21 protein-coding genes and 2 tRNA genes are annotated in these 21,112 nt (G+C 55.3%); 8 read left to right on the top strand and 15 right to left on the bottom strand.

Going from position 1 to position 21,112, the window contains the following annotated elements:
• Position 1 precedes the first annotated feature (1 nt).
• Complete coding sequence (locus tag VVR27_RS05225; RefSeq protein WP_346873196.1) at positions 2–895, bottom strand: Nif3-like dinuclear metal center hexameric protein; 894 nt, start codon at positions 893–895, stop codon at positions 2–4.
• Between the two features lie 105 nt (positions 896–1,000).
• Between VVR27_RS05225 and msrA the strand changes: the two genes are divergently transcribed.
• The 3 genes from msrA (at position 1,001) to epsC (ending at position 3,243) form a co-directional block, all read left to right on the top strand.
• Positions 1,001–1,525, top strand: a complete 525-nt coding sequence (gene msrA / locus VVR27_RS05220; RefSeq protein WP_368547356.1) for a peptide-methionine (S)-S-oxide reductase MsrA — start codon at positions 1,001–1,003, stop codon at positions 1,523–1,525.
• A 75-nt stretch (positions 1,526–1,600) separates the two neighbouring features.
• Positions 1,601–2,527 (top strand): cysteine synthase A, encoded by a 927-nt coding sequence (cysK, locus tag VVR27_RS05215; protein WP_409349934.1) that lies wholly within the window; start codon positions 1,601–1,603, stop codon positions 2,525–2,527.
• A 131-nt stretch (positions 2,528–2,658) separates the two neighbouring features.
• Positions 2,659–3,243, top strand: coding sequence for a serine O-acetyltransferase EpsC (epsC, locus tag VVR27_RS05210; protein ID WP_368547354.1), 585 nt, complete (start codon positions 2,659–2,661; stop codon positions 3,241–3,243).
• 67 nt (positions 3,244–3,310) lie between these two features.
• Here the strand turns inward: epsC and gndA are convergent, their stop codons facing one another.
• From gndA to VVR27_RS05185, 5 genes are all read right to left on the bottom strand, one after another.
• Positions 3,311–4,789 (bottom strand): NADP-dependent phosphogluconate dehydrogenase, encoded by a 1,479-nt coding sequence (gene gndA / locus VVR27_RS05205; RefSeq protein WP_368547353.1) that lies wholly within the window; start codon positions 4,787–4,789, stop codon positions 3,311–3,313.
• Positions 4,790–4,882: 93 nt separating this feature from the next.
• Entirely contained in the window at positions 4,883–5,074 is a 192-nt protein-coding gene (locus VVR27_RS05200) for a hypothetical protein (RefSeq protein ID WP_368547352.1), read from the bottom strand.
• A gap of 147 nt (positions 5,075–5,221) precedes the next feature.
• Positions 5,222–5,297: transfer RNA gene (locus VVR27_RS05195), tRNA-Val, on the bottom strand.
• A 56-nt stretch (positions 5,298–5,353) separates the two neighbouring features.
• Positions 5,354–5,426: transfer RNA gene (locus VVR27_RS05190), tRNA-Val, on the bottom strand.
• 272 nt (positions 5,427–5,698) lie between these two features.
• On the bottom strand, positions 5,699–6,115 hold the full coding sequence (locus VVR27_RS05185) for a DUF3052 domain-containing protein (protein ID WP_251378901.1): 417 nt from the start codon (positions 6,113–6,115) through the stop codon (positions 5,699–5,701).
• Positions 6,116–6,461: 346 nt separating this feature from the next.
• Between VVR27_RS05185 and aceE the strand changes: the two genes are divergently transcribed.
• From aceE to fabF, 5 genes are all read left to right on the top strand, one after another.
• Complete coding sequence (gene aceE / locus VVR27_RS05180) at positions 6,462–9,203, top strand: pyruvate dehydrogenase (acetyl-transferring), homodimeric type (protein WP_368547351.1); 2,742 nt, start codon at positions 6,462–6,464, stop codon at positions 9,201–9,203.
• Between the two features lie 250 nt (positions 9,204–9,453).
• Entirely contained in the window at positions 9,454–10,365 is a 912-nt protein-coding gene (locus VVR27_RS05175) for an ACP S-malonyltransferase (RefSeq protein ID WP_368547350.1), read from the top strand.
• An 18-nt stretch (positions 10,366–10,383) separates the two neighbouring features.
• Positions 10,384–11,409 carry a beta-ketoacyl-ACP synthase III gene (locus VVR27_RS05170; RefSeq protein WP_368547349.1) on the top strand — a complete coding sequence of 342 codons (1,026 nt, stop codon included), beginning with the start codon at positions 10,384–10,386 and terminating at the stop codon, positions 11,407–11,409.
• 252 nt (positions 11,410–11,661) lie between these two features.
• A complete protein-coding gene (locus VVR27_RS05165; RefSeq protein ID WP_185174557.1) occupies positions 11,662–11,901 on the top strand; it encodes an acyl carrier protein in 240 nt (79 codons plus the stop codon).
• Between the two features lie 105 nt (positions 11,902–12,006).
• Positions 12,007–13,272 carry a beta-ketoacyl-ACP synthase II gene (fabF, locus tag VVR27_RS05160; protein ID WP_368547348.1) on the top strand — a complete coding sequence of 422 codons (1,266 nt, stop codon included), beginning with the start codon at positions 12,007–12,009 and terminating at the stop codon, positions 13,270–13,272.
• A gap of 79 nt (positions 13,273–13,351) precedes the next feature.
• Here the strand turns inward: fabF and VVR27_RS05155 are convergent, their stop codons facing one another.
• The 9 genes from VVR27_RS05155 to lepB (VVR27_RS05115) all read right to left on the bottom strand — a co-directional run bounded on the left by VVR27_RS05155 (position 13,352) and on the right by lepB (VVR27_RS05115) (position 21,094).
• Positions 13,352–13,891 carry a DUF3145 family protein gene (locus tag VVR27_RS05155; protein WP_368547347.1) on the bottom strand — a complete coding sequence of 180 codons (540 nt, stop codon included), beginning with the start codon at positions 13,889–13,891 and terminating at the stop codon, positions 13,352–13,354.
• 16 nt (positions 13,892–13,907) lie between these two features.
• Complete coding sequence (locus tag VVR27_RS05150; RefSeq protein WP_368547346.1) at positions 13,908–14,903, bottom strand: tyrosine recombinase XerC; 996 nt, start codon at positions 14,901–14,903, stop codon at positions 13,908–13,910.
• Positions 14,904–15,015: 112 nt separating this feature from the next.
• Positions 15,016–16,284 carry a DNA-processing protein DprA gene (gene dprA, locus VVR27_RS05145; RefSeq protein ID WP_368547345.1) on the bottom strand — a complete coding sequence of 423 codons (1,269 nt, stop codon included), beginning with the start codon at positions 16,282–16,284 and terminating at the stop codon, positions 15,016–15,018.
• Positions 16,281–17,834: a YifB family Mg chelatase-like AAA ATPase gene (locus VVR27_RS05140; protein WP_368547344.1), complete on the bottom strand. Its 1,554-nt coding sequence runs from the start codon at positions 17,832–17,834 to the stop codon at positions 16,281–16,283. The genes dprA and VVR27_RS05140 overlap by 4 nt, the downstream gene beginning before the upstream one ends.
• On the bottom strand, positions 17,834–18,235 hold the full coding sequence (locus tag VVR27_RS05135; protein ID WP_346873210.1) for a YraN family protein: 402 nt from the start codon (positions 18,233–18,235) through the stop codon (positions 17,834–17,836). Before VVR27_RS05135 ends, VVR27_RS05140 begins: the two co-directional genes overlap by 1 nt.
• A 287-nt stretch (positions 18,236–18,522) precedes the next feature.
• Positions 18,523–18,858, bottom strand: a complete 336-nt coding sequence (locus tag VVR27_RS05130; RefSeq protein WP_368547343.1) for a DUF2469 domain-containing protein — start codon at positions 18,856–18,858, stop codon at positions 18,523–18,525.
• Between the two features lie 2 nt (positions 18,859–18,860).
• A complete protein-coding gene (locus VVR27_RS05125) occupies positions 18,861–19,628 on the bottom strand; it encodes a ribonuclease HII (protein WP_368547342.1) in 768 nt (255 codons plus the stop codon).
• Positions 19,629–19,633: 5 nt separating this feature from the next.
• Entirely contained in the window at positions 19,634–20,374 is a 741-nt protein-coding gene (lepB, locus tag VVR27_RS05120; protein ID WP_368547341.1) for a signal peptidase I, read from the bottom strand.
• A 63-nt stretch (positions 20,375–20,437) separates the two neighbouring features.
• Positions 20,438–21,094, bottom strand: a complete 657-nt coding sequence (lepB, locus tag VVR27_RS05115) for a signal peptidase I (protein WP_368547340.1) — start codon at positions 21,092–21,094, stop codon at positions 20,438–20,440.
• Positions 21,095–21,112 lie beyond the last annotated feature (18 nt).

Raw genomic sequence — 21,112 nt, 5'->3', positions numbered from 1 at the left:
GTTAGCGGGTGCTGGCTGAACCGCTAATCTGCCCGGTTGAAACGGTGAAGTCCCAGGGGTCGGTGTTGAGATCAGAAATATAGGTGCTGATGGTGAACCCACGGTCCGCCAAGCGTTCGGTTAGTAGCTGAGCCGCGCCGTCCATCCACAACCATTCGCTGGCGAAGTGTGAGCAGTCGATGAGCGCCGGGCCGCCGGCTATCAAAGCGTTTTCTCGGAGTTCTGATGCTGGGTGGTGGCGTAGATCAGCGGTGATATAGACATCTGCGCCGCTCTTTAGTGCCTCTTTGAAAAGAGAGTCCCCCGCACCGGTGCACAAAGCCACTTTTTGCACTTGAGTATCTGCCCGCCCGGCAACGCGTAGCCCTGCTGCGGTGGCAGGGAGAAAGTCCGCGATTTTTTCAGCTAGCTCTTTGAGTGTCATAGGCAGGGGTAGCTGACCCACCCTGCCGATGCCTACCTGCACCTGACTACCGTTAACCTCAACGCTCTGGTCATCAGCTAGCACCTCACGTTCGCTGATGCCGAGCATATCCATAAACGCTTCGTTGGTGCCGTGGGGGGCTGAGTCCACGTTGGTGTGGGCGCCCAGCAGGCCGCAGCGCGCTTCGATTAGGGTGTGGGTAATTTCGCCCTTGTAGTCGGTATCAGGCAGAAAGGAAGCACCGCGCAGCAGAAGAGGGTGGTGAGTAATGAGCAGACCGGCCCCGCGTTCTGCTGCTTCGGCGGCGGTTTTCACCGTGGCATCTACCGCAAAGCCAACCGTGGGCACCGGCGCGTCCTTTCGGCCCAGCACCAGACCGCTAGCGTCCCAGTTTTCAGCCAAAGCCGGGGGGAAAATCTCGTGAAAGGCCGTCACCACATCATGGAGAGTAGGTATTTTCTTATCAGTCATGCCCCTATTCTTTCACTGGTGTAGCCAACTGAGAAGTTCAACGCATCAGCTCGCACGGTGTTCTACTCGCCGGAATATTTAGGGCTCCCAGCAGGTTACAGATATATGCAGAATTTTGTTTTAGGCGGCGGCTGCTTCTGGTGCATCGACGCCGTATACCGCAATATCAAGGGCGTCACTGCCAGCATCTCAGGCTACACCGGGGGCACTGACCCCAACCCCACCTACCAGCAGGTGTGCAGCGGAACCACCGGTCACGTAGAAATAGTTAAGGTCGAATTCGACGACTCAATCATTGATGCTGACACGGTGCTCGATATTTTCTTCACCTCCCATGACCCCACCAGCTGGGACCGCCAGGGAGCGGACGTCGGCAGCCAGTACCGCTCGGCCCTTTACTATACTGATGAAGAGCAAAAAGCTATCTTTGAAAGGGCCATCGAACGAGCCAACCAGGTATGGGATAACCGGGTAGTAACTGTACTTGAACCCCTGGGCACCTTCTATGAGGCAGAGGAGTACCACCAGAACTACTATGCTCGCAACCCCTACGAGGGGTACTGTATGGCTGTCATCAATCCTAAACTCTCAAAAGTGCGCCAAAGTTACGCCAAGTTTCTTCTTTCTTAGCCCAGCTACCCAATTCTCGTAGAATAAAACTGAACCTTCTTAGTCAATAACCCGAAAGGCTAACCCGTGTCAAAAATGTACAACAATGTCACTGAGGTCGTCGGCGGTACCCCCATCGTCCGTCTTAACCGCTTGGACGAGAATCTGCCCGGCAACGTAGCCGTCAAGCTAGAGTTCTACAACCCCGCTAACTCCGTCAAAGACCGTATTGGTGTTGCCATCATCAACGCAGCTGAAGAAGCAGGCGCGCTCAAACCCGGTGGCACCATCGTAGAGGGTACCTCAGGTAACACCGGTATTGCTCTGGCTATGGTGGGTGCAGCTCGCGGTTACAAGGTCATTCTGACGATGCCTGAGACCATGAGCAACGAGCGTCGCGTCATGCTACGCGCCTACGGAGCCGAGATTATTCTGACCCCCGGTTCTGAGGGTATGCGTGGTGCTATAGAGAAGGCAAAAGAAATCGTTGCCAGCACCGAAAACGCCATCCTGGCCTCGCAGTTCAGCAATGAAGCTAACCCAACCGTGCACTACAAGACCACCGGCCCCGAAATCTGGGAATCAACCGAGGGTAAGATTGACATCTTTGTAGCAGGTATCGGCACCGGTGGAACCATCTCGGGTGCTGGAAAGTATCTGAAAGAGAAAAACCCCAACGTCAAAATTGTTGCGGTAGAGCCCAAGGACTCCCCTTTGCTGACCGAAGGCAAAGCTGGTCCCCACAAGATTCAGGGTCTGGGAGCCAACTTTATTCCCGATACCCTCAACCGCGACATTTATGACGCTGTTGCTGATGTCAGTATTGAGGACGCTGTCTCTACGGCTCGTGCTTTGGGCACCCATGAAGGCATCTTGGGCGGTATTTCCTCCGGTGCATCCGTCTGGGCCGCACTGGAAGAAGCTAAAAAGAGCGAGAACGCTGGCAAGCTGATTGTAGCTATCGTGTGTGATTTCGGTGAGCGCTACATCTCAACCCTTCTGTACGAAGATATTCGCGGCTAAACAATAAAGCCCGCTGAGCGCCACCGCCGAATTTTCGGCGGTGGCGTTTTTTTGGGTAAAACAGGAATATGTTTGCCCCTACCGGGGGTTATACTCAACGTGAAGAGATGCTTGCACGGTAAAGGATAACAATGAGTTTTATGGCGCGTTTGCGTGAGGATTTGGAAACGGTCCGCACCCACGACCCCGCTGCCCGCGGCCCAGCTGAAATTATGATTAATTACTCCGGTCTGCACGCTATCTGGGCACACCGTCTAACTCACAAGCTCTGGCAGCAAGAGCGCACCAAGTCAATAGCTCGAACTCTCAGCCAGTTCACCCGCTTCCTGACCGGTGTAGAAATCCACCCGGGCGCTACCATTGGTCGCCGCTTCTTTATTGACCATGGCATGGGCGTGGTCGTCGGTGAAACCGCGGAGGTGGGTAATGATGTGATGCTCTATCACGGTGTCACCCTGGGCGGGCGTTCTTTGGAGAAGGGAAAGCGTCACCCCACCATTGGGGATCGGGTTACTATCGGTGCAGGTGCTAAGGTGTTAGGTCCGGTGGTGATTGGTGCTGATTCAGCTATTGGTGGCAACTCAGTGGTAGTACACGATCACCCAGAGGATTCCATCATCACGGGCATCCCAGCCCGCTCCCGGCCCCGTACCCCGGACGCCAAACTACCCCTGGTGGATGCTGTAGAGTATGTTGACCCCACCATGTGGATTTAAAAACCACAAAATGCCCCTGAGCCTTGCAGCTCAGGGGCATTTTTACTCTTTAGAAGAGATAAGTTTCCTAGTGGGTGTGGCTATCTTCAGCGTTAATTTCGCTGCGATCACCGCTCCACTCGGTGTGCCACATACCCTCTGAGTCAATACGACCGTAGGTGTGAGCACCGAAGAAATCACGCTGGCCCTGAATCAGGGCTGCGGGAAGACGCTTACGGCGCAGGGCGTCGTAGTAAGACAGGGACGAAGAGAAAACCGGCACTGGCACACCTTCAGCAGTTGCCTTAGCGACTACACGACGCCAGGAGGGCACGAGATCCTCGAGCAGGGCGGTGAAAGCGGGAGCCAGCAGCATGTTAGCGGGGGTCTCGCTCTTGTAGGCTTCCATAATTTCGCCCAGCAGCTCAGCACGAATGATGCAACCGGCACGCCAGAGGCTAGCAATCACATCAAGCTTCAAATCCCAGTGGTATTCAGCGCCGGCCTTAGCCAGCATATCCATACCCTGGGCGTAAGAAACCAGCTTTGAGGCAAAGAGGGCCTTGCGGACGTCCTCAATGAACTCCTCATCACCATTCGCTACAGCGGTGGTAGCGATCAGCCCCTCCGGAAGCTGCTGCTGAGCCTGCAGACGTGCCTCAGGATTACCTGAAGACAGTGCACGGGCAAAGACTGATTCTGCGATACCTGATACGGGAGCACCAAGGTCAAGAGCTGCTTGCACCGTCCAGCGTCCGGTACCCTTCTGGCCAGCCTCATCAACAATGACATCGACCAGGGGCTTACCGGTCTTGGCATCAACCTGAGCCAGAACGTCAGCAGTAATTTCAATGAGGTAAGAGTTCAGGTCAGTGGTATTCCACTGCTTGAAGATTTCTGCCTGAGCAGCAGGCTCAACACCCGCAACTGAACGCAAGAGGTCGTAAGCCTCACCGATGACCTGCATATCTGCGTATTCGATACCGTTGTGCACCATCTTGACAAAGTGGCCGGCACCATCGGTTGAAATCCAAGCACAGCAGGGCTCACCGTTAGGAGCCTTAGCCGAAATCTTTTCTAAGAGCGGCCCGAGTGACTCATAAGCCTTAGCTGATCCACCAGGCATAATGGAGGGGCCATTGAGCGCACCTTCTTCGCCGCCTGAAACGCCAATACCCACGAAGTGCAGGTTCTTTTCAGCCAGTGCTCGTTCACGCCGGATGGTGTCGGGGAAGTGTGAGTTACCGCCGTCAATGATGACATCGTCCTCATCCAGCAGGGGAACCAGCTGCTCAATCACGGCATCAACCGGTGAGCCGGCCTTCACCATGATCAGAATGCGGCGTGGTGATTCGAGTGAATCTACGAGCTCCTGCAGGGTCTCGGTACGAATGAAGTCGCCATCAGCGCTGTGTGCAGCTAAAAGTGCATCAGTTTTTTCAACAGAGCGGTTGTGAAGAGCTACGGTGTAGCCATTACGTGCCAGGTTACGTGCTAGGTTAGCACCCATCACGGCAAGGCCGGTCACACCAATCTGTGCTTTACGTTCAGTATTAGTTTCAGTCATGCCTTTTAGGTTACGCTGATTTGCGCTACTTTTGGGCGTACGCGCTATGAGAGAAACAAAACGTTCACATGCTGGGAGCCAGGTGGCAACCCTCTACTGCTCCCGGTCATATGTATCAGTGAAAAGAACCCACACAGCCAGCCCGCCAATAATGAGAGCAACTACAGCAAAACCTATCCACAGCTGAACCATCATGCCCTGAATAACAAATGAAACAGACACCAGGAACCAGATAATAGAGAGGAACACAGCGGTAAAGTTGCGGGGCTTAAAGTTGCGTTTCACAGGTGGCTTTCCGGTAGCGGTCAGAAGAAGGTAGGACGTCGGGGCGACCTTCCCAGTCTAGCGCCAAGAAAACTAGACCGACTAGCACGCCAGAACTGTTATACCAGCAGAAACAAAAAGCCTCGCAGATCACTGCGAGGCTTTAGATGGTGGGTCCTACCGGGATCGAACCGATGACATCCACGGTGTAAACGTGGCGCTCTACCAGCTGAGCTAAAGACCCTTATTGAGTTATTAGTTACTGCAAGTAACTAACTGACAAAACCGAGGTTTCGTTCGTGGGTCCTACCGGGATCGAACCGATGACATCCACGGTGTAAACGTGGCGCTCTACCAGCTGAGCTAAAGACCCATCGTGTCGCATGCTTGCGCTCTCGACAACAAGAAATACTTTACACAGACCGTTCGGCGCTCGCAAACCGAAATAGGCACCGCTCGCCATAAAAAATCGGCTAGAGCACCGTTTACCCCCAGAAATCAAGGGGAAAATGAGTGAAAAAAATTTTTCTAACATCTTTACGCTGAGTTCAGTGAATGTTAGAAGCATTGCCTGCTGTTTCTCTCCTGAGACCATCAAACCCCGCACGCTAGAGACAAGCAGTGCGGGGTTTGTTCAGGAGTATCTTACTTACTTTGCTTCATCACCAGACGGGTAGCAGCCCAATCTTTAGAGGCAGCTTCAGTCGTGGTGACGTGCAAGCCGGCCAGCGGTGCCGCTTCCTGAACTTCTCCCGGGGCAACATAACCATCACGGCCGGCCTTAGGGGTCAGTAGCCACACCACACCGCCTTCATCGAGAGAAGAAAGAACATCCATCAACCCATCTACCAGGTCGCCATCTTCCTCTCGCCACCAGAGCAGGATGCCATCTACGACTTCCTGGTCGTCCTCGTCAAGAATCTCAGAGCCGATGCAATCTTCAAGATCATCTCGAAGATCAAAATCAACATCATCGTCATACCCAAATTCCTGGATGAGATCCCCATCCTTGAAACCAAGCTTGACTACCGCATCTTTGTCAGCGGCACGAGTCTCGCTCACGAACGTCCTCCTTGAAGTTAGCGGGCAACTACTGCCCTCACCGAGCCCCACCCGGATGTGGAGCATCGTCAGTTCACCTACCACTGAACACGTAAACACCGCTCAAAGCAACAGAACACGACCAAAAGGGAGGCACCAAATTTCGCTGATAAGAAAAATTGGGTGAAGTGACAGCTATTTCACACCTAATAATCCCGGCGTCAAGACCGCCAGAGTGCCATTTTGTGACACCATAGGAGATAAGTTGTCTGAGCGACCCTAATGTTGCTAAAGACACCAACACCCAGCGCACCGCACATTTAGCACCAAATGGTGCGCTATACCTACAACATAGAGAGGTTGGCTCGTGGGACCCTCAGAAACGAACGATCACGTTTTGAGTGCGCTGACAAACAGCTTCACCGACATTGACCCCGAAGAGACCGGCGAGTGGATTGAATCCTTCGACGAACTCGTCGAGACTCACGGCACCGAGCGCGCCCAGTTCATCGTGCGCTCGCTCATGCAGCGCGCAGGCCAGAAGTCAATCACCGTCCCCATGGTGACCACTACTGACTACGTTAACACCATCCCCGTAGACCAAGAGCCGGAATACCCCGGTGACGAGCAGGTTGAACGCCGATACCGCGCCATTCTGCGTTGGAACGCTGCCGTTATGGTTCAGCGAGCACAGAAGGCGACCATCAGCGTGGGCGGCCACATCTCCTCCTACGCAGGTATGGCGACCCTCTACGAAGTAGGATACAACCACTTCTTCCGCGGCCGTAGCCACCCCGGTGGCGGCGACCAGCTCTTCTTCCAGGGCCACTCATCTCCCGGTAACTACGCTCGCGCGTTCCTCGAAGGCCGCCTCACTGAAGAGCAGCTTGACGGTTTCCGCCAGGAGAAAACCAAGGAAGGCACCCACCTGCCCTCCTACCCCCACCCCCGTAACCTGCCCGATTTCTGGCAGTTCCCCACCGTATCTATGGGCCTTGGCCCCCTGAACGCGATTCACCAGGCATCTTTCAATAAGTACCTGCACAACCGCGGCATCAAGGACACCAGCGACCAGAACGTTTGGGCATTCCTGGGCGACGGCGAAATGGACGAACCCGAGTCACGCGGCGCACTGCAGCTGGCTGCCAACGAAAAGCTGGACAATCTCACCTTCGTGGTGAACTGCAACCTTCAGCGTCTGGACGGCCCCGTTCGCGGTAACGGCAAAATTGTTCAAGAACTTGAAGCCTTCTTCCGCGGTGCCGGCTGGAATGTTATCAAGGTTCTTTGGGGCCGCGAGTGGGACACCCTGCTCGAAAAGGACACCTCCGGTGAGCTCGTCCGCATCATGAACGAAACCCTGGACGGCGACTACCAGACCTACAAGGCAGAGTCCGGTGGCTTCATCCGCGAGCACTTCTTCGGGCAGACTCCCGAAACCAAGGAACTCGTCGCCGACATGACCGACGAGGAAATCTGGGCCATGAAGCGTGGCGCTCACGACTACCAAAAGGTCTACGCCGCCTACAAGGCAGCAGTGGATCACAAGGGTCAGCCCACCGTCATCCTGGCGCAGTCCGTCAAGGGATACGGTCTGGGGGCTAGCTTCGAGGCTCGTAACGCGACCCATCAGATGAAGAAGCTGTCCATGGATGACCTCAAGCGCTTCCGTGACCATCTGCGCATCCCCATCTCTGATGAACAGCTGGAGAACGACCTGTATAACCCTCCTTACTACCACCCCGGTAAGGACTCAGAGGAGTACAAGTACCTGATGGAACGCCGTTCAGAGCTCGGTGGCTTCATCCCCGGACGCAAGAACGTCCAGCCCGAAATTACCCTGCCCTCCGAGAAGGCCTACAAGGGTGCGTTCAAGGGCACCGGCAAGCAGATGGCTGCCACCACCATGGCCTTCGTCCGCCTGCTCAAGGACCTCATGCGTGAAAAGGACTTCGGTCACCGCATCGTGCCTATCGTCCCCGATGAGGCACGCACCTTCGGCATGGACTCCTACTTCCCCACCGCTAAGATTTACAATCCCAACGGTCAGAATTACCTGGCTGTGGACCGTGAACTTATGCTTGCCTACAAGGAATCACCCGAGGGCAAGATCATTCACGTGGGTATCAATGAAGCCGGTGGCGTCGCAGCTATGACCGCTGTTGGCTCGTCTTATGACACCCACGGCGAACCCATGATTCCTGTCTACATCTTCTACTCGATGTTCGGCTTCCAGCGCACCGGTGACTCCTTCTGGGCAGCCGCCGATCAGCTGGTTCGAGGCTTCATCATCGGCGGTACCGCTGGCCGCACCACCCTTACGGGTGAGGGTCTGCAGCACATGGACGGTCACTCACCGATCCTGGCCGGCACCAACCCCGCGGTTATTCACTATGACCCCGCCTACGGTTACGAAATCGCGCACATCGTCAAGCGCGGCATCGAGCACATGTATGGCACCGGCGATGAAGACCACAACGTCATGTACTACCTCACCGTCTACAACGAGCCGATCCAGCACCCTGTTCAGCCCGAGAACCTCGATGTTGACGGGGTCATTGGTGGCATTTACCGCCTCTCAGAAGCCAAGAACGACGGTCCCCGCGCCCAGCTTCTCGCTTCAGGTGTGGCCGTTCCCTGGGCGCTGGAGGCTCAGCGGATGCTGGCTGAGGAATGGGGCGTTTCTGCTGATGTGTGGTCAGTGACCTCATGGACCAACCTACGCCGTGACGGTCTCGATGCAGAGCGTGTTCTGCTCAAAGACCCTGCAGCTACCCCGCGCAAGCCCTTCATAAAGGCTCAGCTCGAGGGCGCAACCGGTCCGATTGTTGCAGTTTCTGACTACCAGACCGACCTCATGGACGGCGTGCGCCAGTTCGTTCCCAACGAATTTGCAACCCTGGGCGCTGACGGCTTCGGCTTCTCAGACACCCGTGCAGGTGCTCGTCGCTTCTACAAGATCGACTCAGCATCCATCGTTGTCCGTGCCCTGCAGATGCTGGCAAAGCGCGGTGAAGTTGCTGCCGATGCTCCCGCTCAGGCCTTTGCTAAGTACGACTTGAACAACATCAACGCTGGTACCTCCGGTAACGCCGGTGGCGACGCGTAAGGTTACCCCTAGGTAGCTCAAGGGCTGCTATTCCCCCAGTAGGGAATAGCAGCCCTTTCTCATCTACCAAAGATTCAGTGTCGCTAATCTTTGGGGGCAAGCGACTGATTCTTTGTCTTTGTGGTCTGTACAACGCAAATCTTCTACCAGGGGGAGGGCAAAAGAGGAGTAGGATAGTTATTTGAAAAAGATTCAAGAAACTTTCAAACTTCTTGAAAAGACAATGCTACTTCTAAGGTGGTTCACCCCTGTGATTGCCCTTGTATGCCCAGGTCAGGGAGCTCAAAAGCCCGGTTTTCTGACCCCCTGGTTAGAGCTGGATGGTGTGAGTGAACACCTGCAAAAACTTTCAGCTGCAGCCGACCTTGACCTCATCCGCTATGGCACTGAAGCTGACGAGGAGACCATCAAGGACACTGCTATCGCTCAGCCACTGATTGTTGCAGCTGGTCTTGTAACGGGCAAGCTAGCACTGAAACTTCTCAGCGACCGCGACGTAATTTTTGCAGGACATTCGGTAGGTGAAATTACCGCTGCTGCCTTGGCTGGGGTGCTCACCGAAGAAGAAGCCATGAAATTTATTCGCGTGCGCGCAAACGGTATGGCTGAAGCTGCAGCGGCTACACCCACCGGCATGAGTGCCGTACTGGGCGGAGTTGAGGACGATATCCGCGAGGCCATTTCTGCTGCCGGTCTGACTGCTGCCAACTCAAACGGTGGTGGCCAGATCGTTGCTGCTGGTTCGCTAGAGAATTTAGCTGCCTTTGCTGAAAACCCGCCAGCTAAAACCCGTGTCATTCCGCTCAAGGTAGCTGGCGCTTTCCATACCTCTTACATGGAAGCTGCTCAGGGGCCTCTCGCTGATTTTGCGGGTACCCTGACGCCTAAGGACCCCACTTCAGCACTTCTCTCAAATTTTAACGGCGCCCCTGTCAGCAGCGGTTCCGCTGCACTAGATTCCCTGGTAGCGCAGGTGACCCGCCCTGTACGCTGGGACCTGTGCATGGCGTCTCTATCAGAAGCAGGTGCTGAACACCTCGTAGAGGTAGCCCCGGCCGGTACCCTGGTGGGGCTGGCAAAGCGAGGTCTGCGCGGCACCCCCGCCTCAGCGATTAACTCCCCCGACGACCTTGATGCGCTCACCGCAGCGCTCTCTGCCTAACACTGAAAGGACATCTAAGTGCCTACCCTCAAGCAGGCGGAACCCAACCGCTACTCACGCATTCTTGGCTACGGATCAGCCCGCGGTGACCTTGATGTCACCAACCATGACATCGCTGGCCCCATCGATTCATCAGATGAATGGATCGTTCAGCGCACCGGTATCAAAACCCGCCACCGCGCCTCAGAGAACCTTTCCATTACCGATCTTGCTGTGGCAGCAGCCAAGGACGCACTCGCCAATTCAGGTATCATTGGTGAAGATTTGGATGCGGTTATCGTTGCAACCGTAACCCACCCGCACGCTACGCCTTCCCTTGCTGCGCTGGTCGCCGACGGTGTTGGTTCCAAGGCACCTGCTTACGACATTTCAGCTGCCTGCGCAGGCTTCTGCTACGCCGTGGCCCAGGCTGATGCCCTCGTCAAGGCAGGCACAGCCAAGAACGTCCTGGTGATCGGTGTTGAAAAGCTTTCAGATTTTATTGATAACACCGAGCGCACCATCTCCTTCCTCCTGGGCGATGGCGCCGGTGCAGCCGTAGTTGGCCCCTCAGAGACCCCCGGCATAGGGCCAACCGTGTGGGGATCGGATGGCGCCAACTGGGAAGCTGTGGGCATGAGCCATTCCATACTGGAGATTCGCAACCGTGATTTTGTTGCTCATCCCGTTGAAGAGGGAGAGAAAATCTGGCCCACCCTACGCCAGGATGGTCAGAAAGTTTTCCGCTGGGCAGTGTGGGAAATGGCTAAGGTCGCACAGCAAGCCCTAGACGCTGCGGGTATCACCGCCGAGGACCTCGGCGCCTTTGTGCCCCACCAGGCCAATATGCGCATCATCGACCAGATGGTCAAAACACTCAAACTCCCCGACACCGTCCTCGTAGGCCGCAATATTGAGTGTGCAGGCAACACATCAGCTGCCTCCGTGCCTCTGGCAGTAGATGCTCTGCTTGATGAGCGCCCTGAACTGTCAGGCAAGCTTGCCCTGCAGATCGGTTTCGGCGCTGGTCTCGTCTTTGCCGCCCAGGTGGTCGTCCTCCCCTAAAGCCTCTCCACCCCTAGGGGGAACTGACTAACTCTCACTCACCTCAGCCAAACCTTTTTTGAAAAAAATGTTAGGTTTATTTCAAAAATAGTGGGCCTGATAAGCCGGTCAAACCCCGTTGGAGAGACTACACTCAACTGTGAAGACTAAAAGTAGCAGTAGCTGCTAGATGTCGCTTTGACCTCTTGAGAGGGGTTAGAGCACCCTACCTTCAGCGGCAGATGCCGCTACACCCTAGACAAAGGAGCCATCATGGCAGATCAGAACGAAATCCTCGCAGGCCTTGCAGAAATCGTCAACGAAGAAACCGGCGTTGAGGTTGAGGACGTTCAGCTCGAGAAGTCTTTCACCGAAGACCTCGACATTGATTCCATCTCAATGATGACCATCGTTGTTAATGCAGAAGAGAAGTTCGGCGTCACCATTCCCGACGAAGAGGTAAAGAACCTCAAGACCGTGGGTGACGCAGTAAACTTCATCGCAAACGCATAAGTTTGCCCTCGGCAGGGTTGGGTGCGGATTCCTCCGCTCCCAACCTCTTTTATATACCTCTCGGTTTAACTCCCTCACTCAAGACTTAGTTCGAAGGACGCACAGATGTCTCGTAAAGTCGTTGTCACCGGCCTCGGTGCAACCACCCCCATCGGCGGGGATGTTCCTACTACCTGGGAAAACGCCCTCGCCGGGGTTTCAGGTATCACCACCATTGATGAGCCCTGGGTGACGGAGTACGAGCTGCCCGTTTCGATTGCAGGCCGGGTAGCCGTCGCTGCGGTTGAATCTGGCCGTCTATCTAAAGTTGAGAGCAAGAGACTTGACCCCTCCGGTCAGCTGGCTTTGGTAGCCGCTCGTGAGGCGTGGGAGGATGCAGGTTTTAGCGGCAAGGACGCTGAAGAGGCTGAAGAGTGCGATCCATTGCGCACCGCCGTTGCTTTTGGCACCGGTATCGGTGGAGTCTGGACTCTGCTGGACGCCTGGGATACTTTGCGGGAAAAGGGCCCCCGCCGTATGCTTCCCATGACCGTGCCCATGCTGATGCCCAACTCTAATGCGGCTGCAGTGTCCATGAACCTCAAGGCCCGCGGTTCAGCTCAGACTGTGGTTTCCGCTTGTGCTTCTTCTACCGAAGCCCTTGATTTAGCTCTCATGCTGATTCGTTCTGGCAAGGCTGACGTTGTTATCGCCGGTGGCTCTGAGGCAGCTATCCACCCCATGACTATCGGCGCCTTCGCTAAAATGCAGGCTCTCTCTACCCGCAACGACGATCCGGCTGCTGCTTCCCGGCCCTACGACAGCGGTCGCGATGGCTTTGTGATGGGTGAGGGTGGAGCCGCTCTGATTCTTGAATCAGAGGAACATGCTAAAGCTCGTGGCGCACGTATTTACGCTGAGCTTGCTGGCACCGGAGTCTCTGCTGACGCCCACCACATTACAGCCCCGGATCCCTCGGCCTTGGGTGCTACCCGCGCACTTCAAGAGGCTCTGGCAGACGGTGGAATCTCACCTGAGCAGGTCGTTCACGTGAATGCGCACGCAACCTCTACCCCCGTGGGCGATGTTCCCGAGTCACTAGCTCTGCGTGAGGTTTTCGGCGATCATACCGGTTCGGTTGCAGTATCAGCCACAAAGTCAATGACCGGTCACCTTCTAGGTGGCGCCGGCGCCCTCGAAGCAGTGCTAACTGTTCTTGCACTTCACCACCGTAAGGCTCCTTGCACTATTAATCTTGAGAACAAAGACCCTCAGATTGACCTTGATGTAGTGACTGATGCTCGTGACCTGCCCGCAGGTGACATTGCAGCTGTTTCTAACTCCTTCGGTTTTGGTGGGCATAACGCTGTAGCAGCCTTCCGCAGCGTCTAGAGTCTAGATAGAGTTAATTCTTGAGGGGCGGCACCTGGTGGTGCCGCCCCTTTACTGCTCCCGATACTATGCCAGTTGCCTACATTTTTTGGTTGATGTGGGTGATATTACTTTGGGAACTAGAGGCGCGCAGCGGCTCCAGCTGCTCGTCCCAGGGCTCACCCAGCATGAGGGAGAATTCCTGATACAGTGCCTCAAAGCTTCCTTCAGCCTGTTCAAAGGCGTACTTGACTCGGTCTTCGGTGACCGTGAAGTTACCCAGCACATCGGTCCCTACAGCGCAAATACCTAAAGATGGGGTGTACATGAAGCGCACGGCATCGGTGGTGAAGGTGGCTCGTTCAGTCACCTCAAAGAAGATACCATCGAAGACCCTGAGTGCTGAGGCGAGCTGAGCTGCGGTTCCCTGCTGACCTGACCAGCTGAGCTCCGCTCGCTGGTGACCGGGGCGGGCCGCTTGCTCTTGCCAGTTCAGGCTTACAGCATTTTTTACTACGCTCTCGATGGCCCAACGAAGGTGCGGGGTTATGGTTGAAGGAGCAGCATGGATGAAAAGGTAGCCACCAGTCTTCAGATGCTGATGTGAAGGCTGACTCAGAGGAGGGGGTAGAGCTGTCATGATTTTCTATCGTGGCCTAAGCGCGGGGGTGGGAGCGTGAATAAGTTTGAGCTAAACGTTCCACCGAAACGTGCGTATAAACCTGCGTGGTAGCAAGAGAGCTGTGCCCTAGGAGCTCTTGCACGGCTCGGATGTCTGCACCGCCATCGACCATGTGGGTTGCAGCGGTATGCCTAAAGACGTGGGCACCGGTAGCCTGTGTGTCATCTAGGGTAAGTAGCAAGCTGGTGAGGTCTTCTCGAATTTGCCGTGGGTTGGCTCGCTTACCTCTGGCCCCGATGAAAAGGGCAATCTGAGGTGACGCCGGAGCTTGAGGTAACCATTGCGGCCGCCCCTTTTGTACCCATGAGTTGAGAGCAGCGAGCGCTGGTAGCCCAAAAGGCACGACGCGCTCCTTATCGCCCTTACCGATAACCCTCAGGGTGCGGTTGGTGCGGTCCACGCTGGTGAGGTCTAGATTAGTGAGCTCTGATATGCGGATGCCGGTGGCATAGAGAATTTCAACCACGGCATTGAGACGCAGGAGTCGGGGGTTAACCGGTTCTTGAGCTAGCGCTGTTTCAAGGGTGGTTGTCAGAGTCTTAAGGTGGTCTTTGCTGAGGATCTGCGGCAGCTTTGATGCTTTCTTGGGGGTGCTGAGGTTGCGGGCTGGGTTACCCTGCACCAGTTCCTCTTCCTCGGCCCAGGTGAAGAAACGACGCAGGGTGGAGGTCTTACGCGCCAGTGAGGCTCGTGCTTGTCTGGAGTTGAGCGTTGCTAGCCAACCTCTCATCATGGTGAGGTCAAGGTGACTGAGGTGAGTGGTTCCGTGCCGCAGAGCATAGGCAAAGAAGTCAGACAAGTCTGAGAGATAGGCCTTGATGGTCTCGGGGGAACGATGGAGCTCGTAGGTTAGGTAGCGTTCGTAGGCTTCTAGGGCACGGGTGTATTCGCGGTCGGTATCGAGGGTTCCTGCCCCAATTTTCAGGGTGGTGGGTAGGTCGGAGGCACTGTTAGCTGAGGTGTTCTCCACGCCAAACTTCCTTCCCTGCTCTCTCGTTTACCCGGCCCTTTTGCGCCTAGCTTTTTTCATTCTACTCTGGGCTAGAAAACATAGCATGCCTCGTAGAAAAGAGCAGGAGGGGTCAGCGCTTTTCCTTTTTACGCCAGCCAGCACCGTTAGTTTCAGCAAGCTCCAGAGTCTTAAGCTGAGATAAACTGACCAACAGCTCTCTCAGGGGAAGACCACAGATAGCATTGATTTTGTCAGCTGAAGCATAGCGGTGTACCGGCAAGGCATCCCACACCCTGCGCTGTACATCGCGAAGGCAGTCGGTCAGTTGTTGAGAAGCACTGGCTGGGCCAAATAAACTTGCCTCTGCTTCTTCGCTCAGTAGAAGTTCTCCCCTTTCGATCTGCCGAGCATCGGTGAGGAGCTGGGCCAGACCGTCCCTGATCAAACGGTGGCACCCCTCCGAACTGGGTGAGAAGATGGGGCCTGGCACGGCGTAGACGGGCCGGCCCATTTCAAGAGCATGGTTAGCTGTATTGAGTGCCCCGCTGCGCCAGCGTGCCTCGACCACAACGGTGGCTGAGGATATAGCTGCTATGAGTCGATTACGTTGCAAGAAACGATAGCGGGTCGGTGCTTGGCCCAGCGGTACCTCGCTGAAAATCAGACCGTTCTGCAGAATCTCATCAAGGAGTTTCTCATTCTGCCGGGGGTAGAAACGGTCAACTCCGCACGCCATGAAAGCCACGGTAGGTAGGCGTGCAGTTGATACCGCTAAAGCAGTGCGGTGAGCGGTAGCATCAACGCCAAAGGCACCACCAGAAATAATCGTGTTCCCGGCTGTCGCTAGGTCACCGGCAAGGTGAGATGTAGCTGAGGTGCCGTAGGAGGTGAGGTCGCGTGATCCTACGACAGCCACACCCTGGTCCACTCTCAGTGCCTTGAGAAGACGGCGGTCTCCCCTGCCCCAGAGCCCGTAAGGAGCCTTTTCTGCCAGGTCGTCCAAGGCGGTGGGCCAGTCCTGGTCCTCAGGCACACACAACCAAGCGGAATAGGAAGCAGCAAAACGGGCGTCCTGCTCAGCTGTTATTCCCTGGCGGCGCGTCGTCCAACGCTCTAGCCGGTGTTGTACCGCATCATATAACCCCTGCATCACTGTCTGAGGCAAGTCACTACCAGCCTCCAAGAACTCATTCATATCAGAGACGGTGAGTTCCCGCCTGCCCGTCAGGTAATCCGCAGTAGCAGCCGGCCCGCAGAGCTGGATAAGAGCTGTAACGTAGGCATCCTCTGGATCAGCAATGCGCATGATCTCACCGCGTGCACGGCGTACAGCCTCCAGCTGTTCTCGCTCAAGGGGCTCTTGCTCCAGCTTCTGAGGTTCAGTTTCATATACGGTCATTGGTGTTCCAACTTTTCTTTTCCAAGGTCCCTAAAGTAGAGAGCAAGATCAATATGGTCTTTAGTTGGGTTAGAGGCCCCGTCTAAATCTGCTAGGGTCCAGGCCGTACGTAACACCCGGTCAAAGCCACGGGCAGTCAGGTTGCCCCGGTCAATAGCGGAACTCAACTCCCCCGTTAGGTGTGCATCTAATCTGAGCGGCCCCCGCAGAATCTTGCCGTTAGTGTCGGCATTGGTCAGCAAACCGAAGGCACGCAGTCGCTCAGCTTGCGCCAAACGGGCGGCAGTCACTCGCTGGCGTATAGACTCAGAAGATTCGTTAGAGCCGGCACCGGCCAACTCAGCAGCCGTAACCTTTGGCACCGTTAGTTGTAGGTCAATACGGTCCAGCAACGGACCAGAGAGTTTGCCAAAATATGAGCGGCGCTCGCGGCTGGTGCAAGTGCAGTCTAGCCCCCTGCCCACGTTCATACCGCAGGGGCAAGGGTTGGACGCCATGACCAGCTGGAACCGTGCCGGGTAAGTCGCCGATGCTACCGCCCGGTCAATCACCACCTGCCCACTCTCAAGAGGCTGACGGAGCGAGTCCAGAACCTGACGCCTAAACTCCGGCGCTTCATCTAAAAATAAGACCCCCCGGTGGGCTTTTGAAACGCTCCCCGGGCGAGGTATCCCCGAACCACCGCCCAAAATAGCCGGGGAGCTTGCTGTGTGGTGGGGTGCTTCAAAGGGAGGGGTGCGAATCAGCTCTTTGCGGGGCGACCCGGTGGAACACAGAGAATGAAGAGCGGTAACTTGCATTGCCGCCTCATCATCGAGCTGGGGCAAAATACTGGTCAACCGTTCTGCCAGCATCGTTTTCCCTGACCCCGGTGGACCATTGAAGAGGATATGGTGCCCGCCAGCTGCCGCGATTTCAAGGGCTAGCCTCCCCTCGCTCTGCCCGGCTATATCAGCCATATCAGGTCTCAAAGCCTGTTCAGGAGTGTCTTTTGGGTTGGCTGTGCTGCGGGACTGGGCAGGATGACGCAGCTTACCTGCTTCTTTAGCCCCAAAGGCCGTAAATACCTCGGCCAGACAACCAAAGCTAGAAACCTCTGCCCCCATGACCAAAGCCGCTTCTTCTGCATTATCAGCCGGAACTACCACCCGGTGGTGACCGGCGTCCACCGCTGCTTTCACCGCGGGCAGTACCCCAGGTATAGCTCTCAAACTGCCATCAAGACCCACCTCACCCAAGAAGACCGTAGAACCTGAGGGCTCCAATTCACCTTCAGCTTGCAAGGCTGCTACCACCATCGCAAGGTCAAAACCTGAACCGCGCTTAGGCAGAGTAGCCGGGGTGAGGTTGACGGTCAGCTTGCGCTGCGGCAACGGCAATCCCGTATTCTTAGCTCCCGACCTCACCCGATCTTTTGATTCACTGAGTGCGGTGTCAGGCAGTCCCAACAAAACGAACCCGGGAAGGGCGGCTGAGATATCAGCTTCGACCTCTACGAGGTGACCGGTAATACCCACTAGCGCTACAGAATAGGTACGAGCAAAACCCATCAAGCCACCCCCGTCAGGTGTTCGAAGGTGAAATGCTGGGGCTTGCCACAAATAGATACTGCATCAATACGCATAGATCTGTAATCCTGTGTATCGTGACTTCTAGACCAGGCATAGGCCAGCGCTCTCAATTTTCGGGACTTATCCCTTGAAATAGCTTCTAACGGGTGCCCGAAAAGCTCACTTGACCGGGTTTTAACCTCAACAAATACCAGGTTCATCTCGGGGTCGATCATGACCAGGTCTATTTCCCCACGAATCGGTTCGCTGCCCGGTTCTGTATGGGGGCGCCAGTTACGTTCTAGCATCGCATAGCTATTACAGCGCAAAATAGTGAGTGCGATATCCTCGCCCCACCTCCCTACCTGGGTAGGAGTAGTGTCTGTCAGCGTCCTGCTCATGTCGGTCTCATTTCTGTGACTCGGTTCTTTGAGCACTACCCTGCCAGCTGTCCATCACCTAAGACAGGAGGATGTGAGGCTGTGGAGAGGCAGGATAAGGTCCGCTTCAAGAGACAACAGGCTCAGCTGGCCCTAACTGCGGGCAGAATGGTGAAACAAGGACCCGGCATGACTGCTCTTTACACGCTTATCACCAGGATTGCTTCACGGCAGGCGCCCTGCCAGAAGACAAACATCCGCCACCCCGCACAGGGTGAGACGGACGTATCGTCATTCAAAGGTCAGACTTAGGCTTCCGGTGGCTGAAGACCCTCCATCGGTGGCACCATAAATTCCTCGCCAGGTGTTCGCTCTTCGATATTAACGTCTCGTACCGAATAAACCCGCACATTTTTTACAAAGCGGGAGGACCGAAAAATATCCCACACCCAAACATCCTGCATCTCAATTTCAAAGAAAACGGTGCCTTCTTTGAGGTGCGGGGTCACCTGCACCGCGTTAGCCAGATAAAAACGTCGCTCGGTTTCAACGATGTAAGTAAAAAGCCCGGATACATTTTTGTACTCCTCATAAAGGGCTAGTTGGGCATCTGATTCGAAATTTTCTAGATTCTCGCTGCTCACGGTTATTGGCTTTCTCGTGCTAGGTAGGCTTTCTGGAGCTGTTCAGCGCTGACGGGTAAAGCCCAGGAAAGTCTGTGGTGGGTACTGGGACCTTCATCGGTGAGAGCTGCCCGATGGGAGGCTGATCCGTAGCCCTTATTCTTAGCCCACCCGTAGTAGGGGTAATCGACGTCAAGTTTTTTCATCAGCTCATCACGCTCGACCTTTGCTACAACCGATGCGGCGGCAATAGAAGCGCACCGGTAGTCACCCTTAATTTCCATCTGCACGGCGCCACTCCAGCATTCATAGTGAACTCCGGCTACAGCCCATGCCTCAGCTGCTAAATCCCTGTAGAGAGCGGCGGCAGGCTCTAACTCTGCAAAGAGGTCAGCTTGAGCCGGAGTCAGCCAGTCATGCTTTCCATCCAGGAGGACGGCGTCAGGGTAGAAGCCGCGTGCTGCTACCTGAGCCAATGCCCGCTGACCAGCCAACCGCAGAGCCACGGTAATGCCCAATGCATCGATTTCAGCTGGGCTTGCATGCCCCACCGCGCTGGAACACCACTGCTCAATTAAGGGCACCATAGCGTGACGTTTTTTCTCTGTAAGCGCTTTAGAATCGATCAGCCCTTCGATGCTCAGGCTAGCATCGGCATCGATTACCGCGACCCCCACACTGACTGGCCCGGCGATAGGGCCACGACCGACCTCATCCATGCCGGCAATCAGACTCATACCGCGTTCGAACAGTTTTGCCTCAACGCTAAGATCAGCCGCAGCTACTGGCATTTCTGCTACTCGCCGTCAGGGACGTTAGCGAAAACTTCCGGTGCCCCGCCAGTAAACGTGAAATGTTGCAGCGGCCACGCGACTACGAACACTTCACCTTCAACGTCGGCTTCGTTGATAAATTCAGTGCGCGTTTCGATATGGTAGCGGGAATCTGCTGAGTTACTGCGATTATCGCCCATCACAAAGTAGGAGTTCTGAGGGACGATCACGTCAAAAGGAATCTCCGTGGGGCTAACACCATCTTTAAGATAGGTCTCATTGAGAGTCACTCCGTTAATACTGATGCTGCCGTCTTCATGACCTACAACGTGGTCACCGCCCACACCAATAACTCGTTTCACGAGGTAATTCGATGAGCTATCTGGCATGATGCCCACAAAAGAAAGTGCATTTCGCACCGGATTACTACCTGTTGTGGGTGGCATCCAGTTCTGGGTGTCTTTAAAGACCACCACATCGCCCCGGTCTGCATCGCTTAAAAGGGAACCGGCAACGTTTACGAACACACGGTCATTAATCTGAAGCGTATCTTCCATCGATGATGAAGGGATGTAAAATCCGCGTAAGATAAAAGTCTTGAGCAGGTAGGCAATGACCAAGGCATAAAGAATAATCAGACCGTACTCTTTGAGCACACTGTTCTCGCGGCGCTGCTTGCTACCGCGCGGGGTATCGGCTGTTTTTTCGTCAGCTTCTGAAGATACCTCTTCAAACGACTGGTTATCATTGTGAGCCTTATCCATTGCGCCCACCCTTCTTCTTGGAGTTCTATCGGTTAGTTTACTTCGCTGAGCCGGTGCGCAGGATTATTTGGGTGGGGAACCCCACCGCTGTGCAGGCCAGGCGACGAAGACTGGGTGACCGATCACGGTATCAACCTTTATCATGCCGCCACCCGGCGCTCCCATCAAAGCCCTGGAGTCCATTGATCCTGAACGGTGGTCCCCCATCACCCACATGCGCCCCTCGGGAATCTTCACAGAAAACTCCACGTCACTGGCAGCGTCACCGGGATAAAGATAAGATTCGTCGACAGGCTGCCCGTTGACGGTCAGAGCTCCGCTGGCTGAACAGCATTCCACGGTATCGCCGGCAACACCAAGGACACGCTTAATGTAGACGGTGTCACTACCTACCAGCCCCAACCACTGACCAGCAGATTTAACCGGATCCTTGACCCAGGGGCTACCCGAAATATAGGGAGAAAAGGAGCCTGTCCCATCAAACACCACGACATCGCCCCGCTGCACTTCAGTATCCAGCTTGGACACGATAATCCGGTCTCCGGGCTCAAAAGTGGGCTCCATCGAGGACGAGGGAATAAAGAACACATCAAAAAGGAAAGTTCTAATGAGTAACAGGGCAACAAAAGCAAGGCTCGCAGCAAGAGCAAGAAGGCGCCAGCCCCGCAAACGGGGTTGACGCCTTGTCTCACTGGAATCGGCGATCAGGCCAGTTTCCATAAAAAGGTGTGAAACCTA

The sequence above is a fragment of the Rothia sp. LK2492 genome (assembly GCF_040946345.1).
GTDB lineage: Bacteria > Actinomycetota > Actinomycetes > Actinomycetales > Micrococcaceae > Rothia > Rothia endophytica.
The sequence above is the reverse complement of the archived record's forward strand: the minus strand, read 5'-3'. Positions and strand labels throughout refer to the sequence as shown.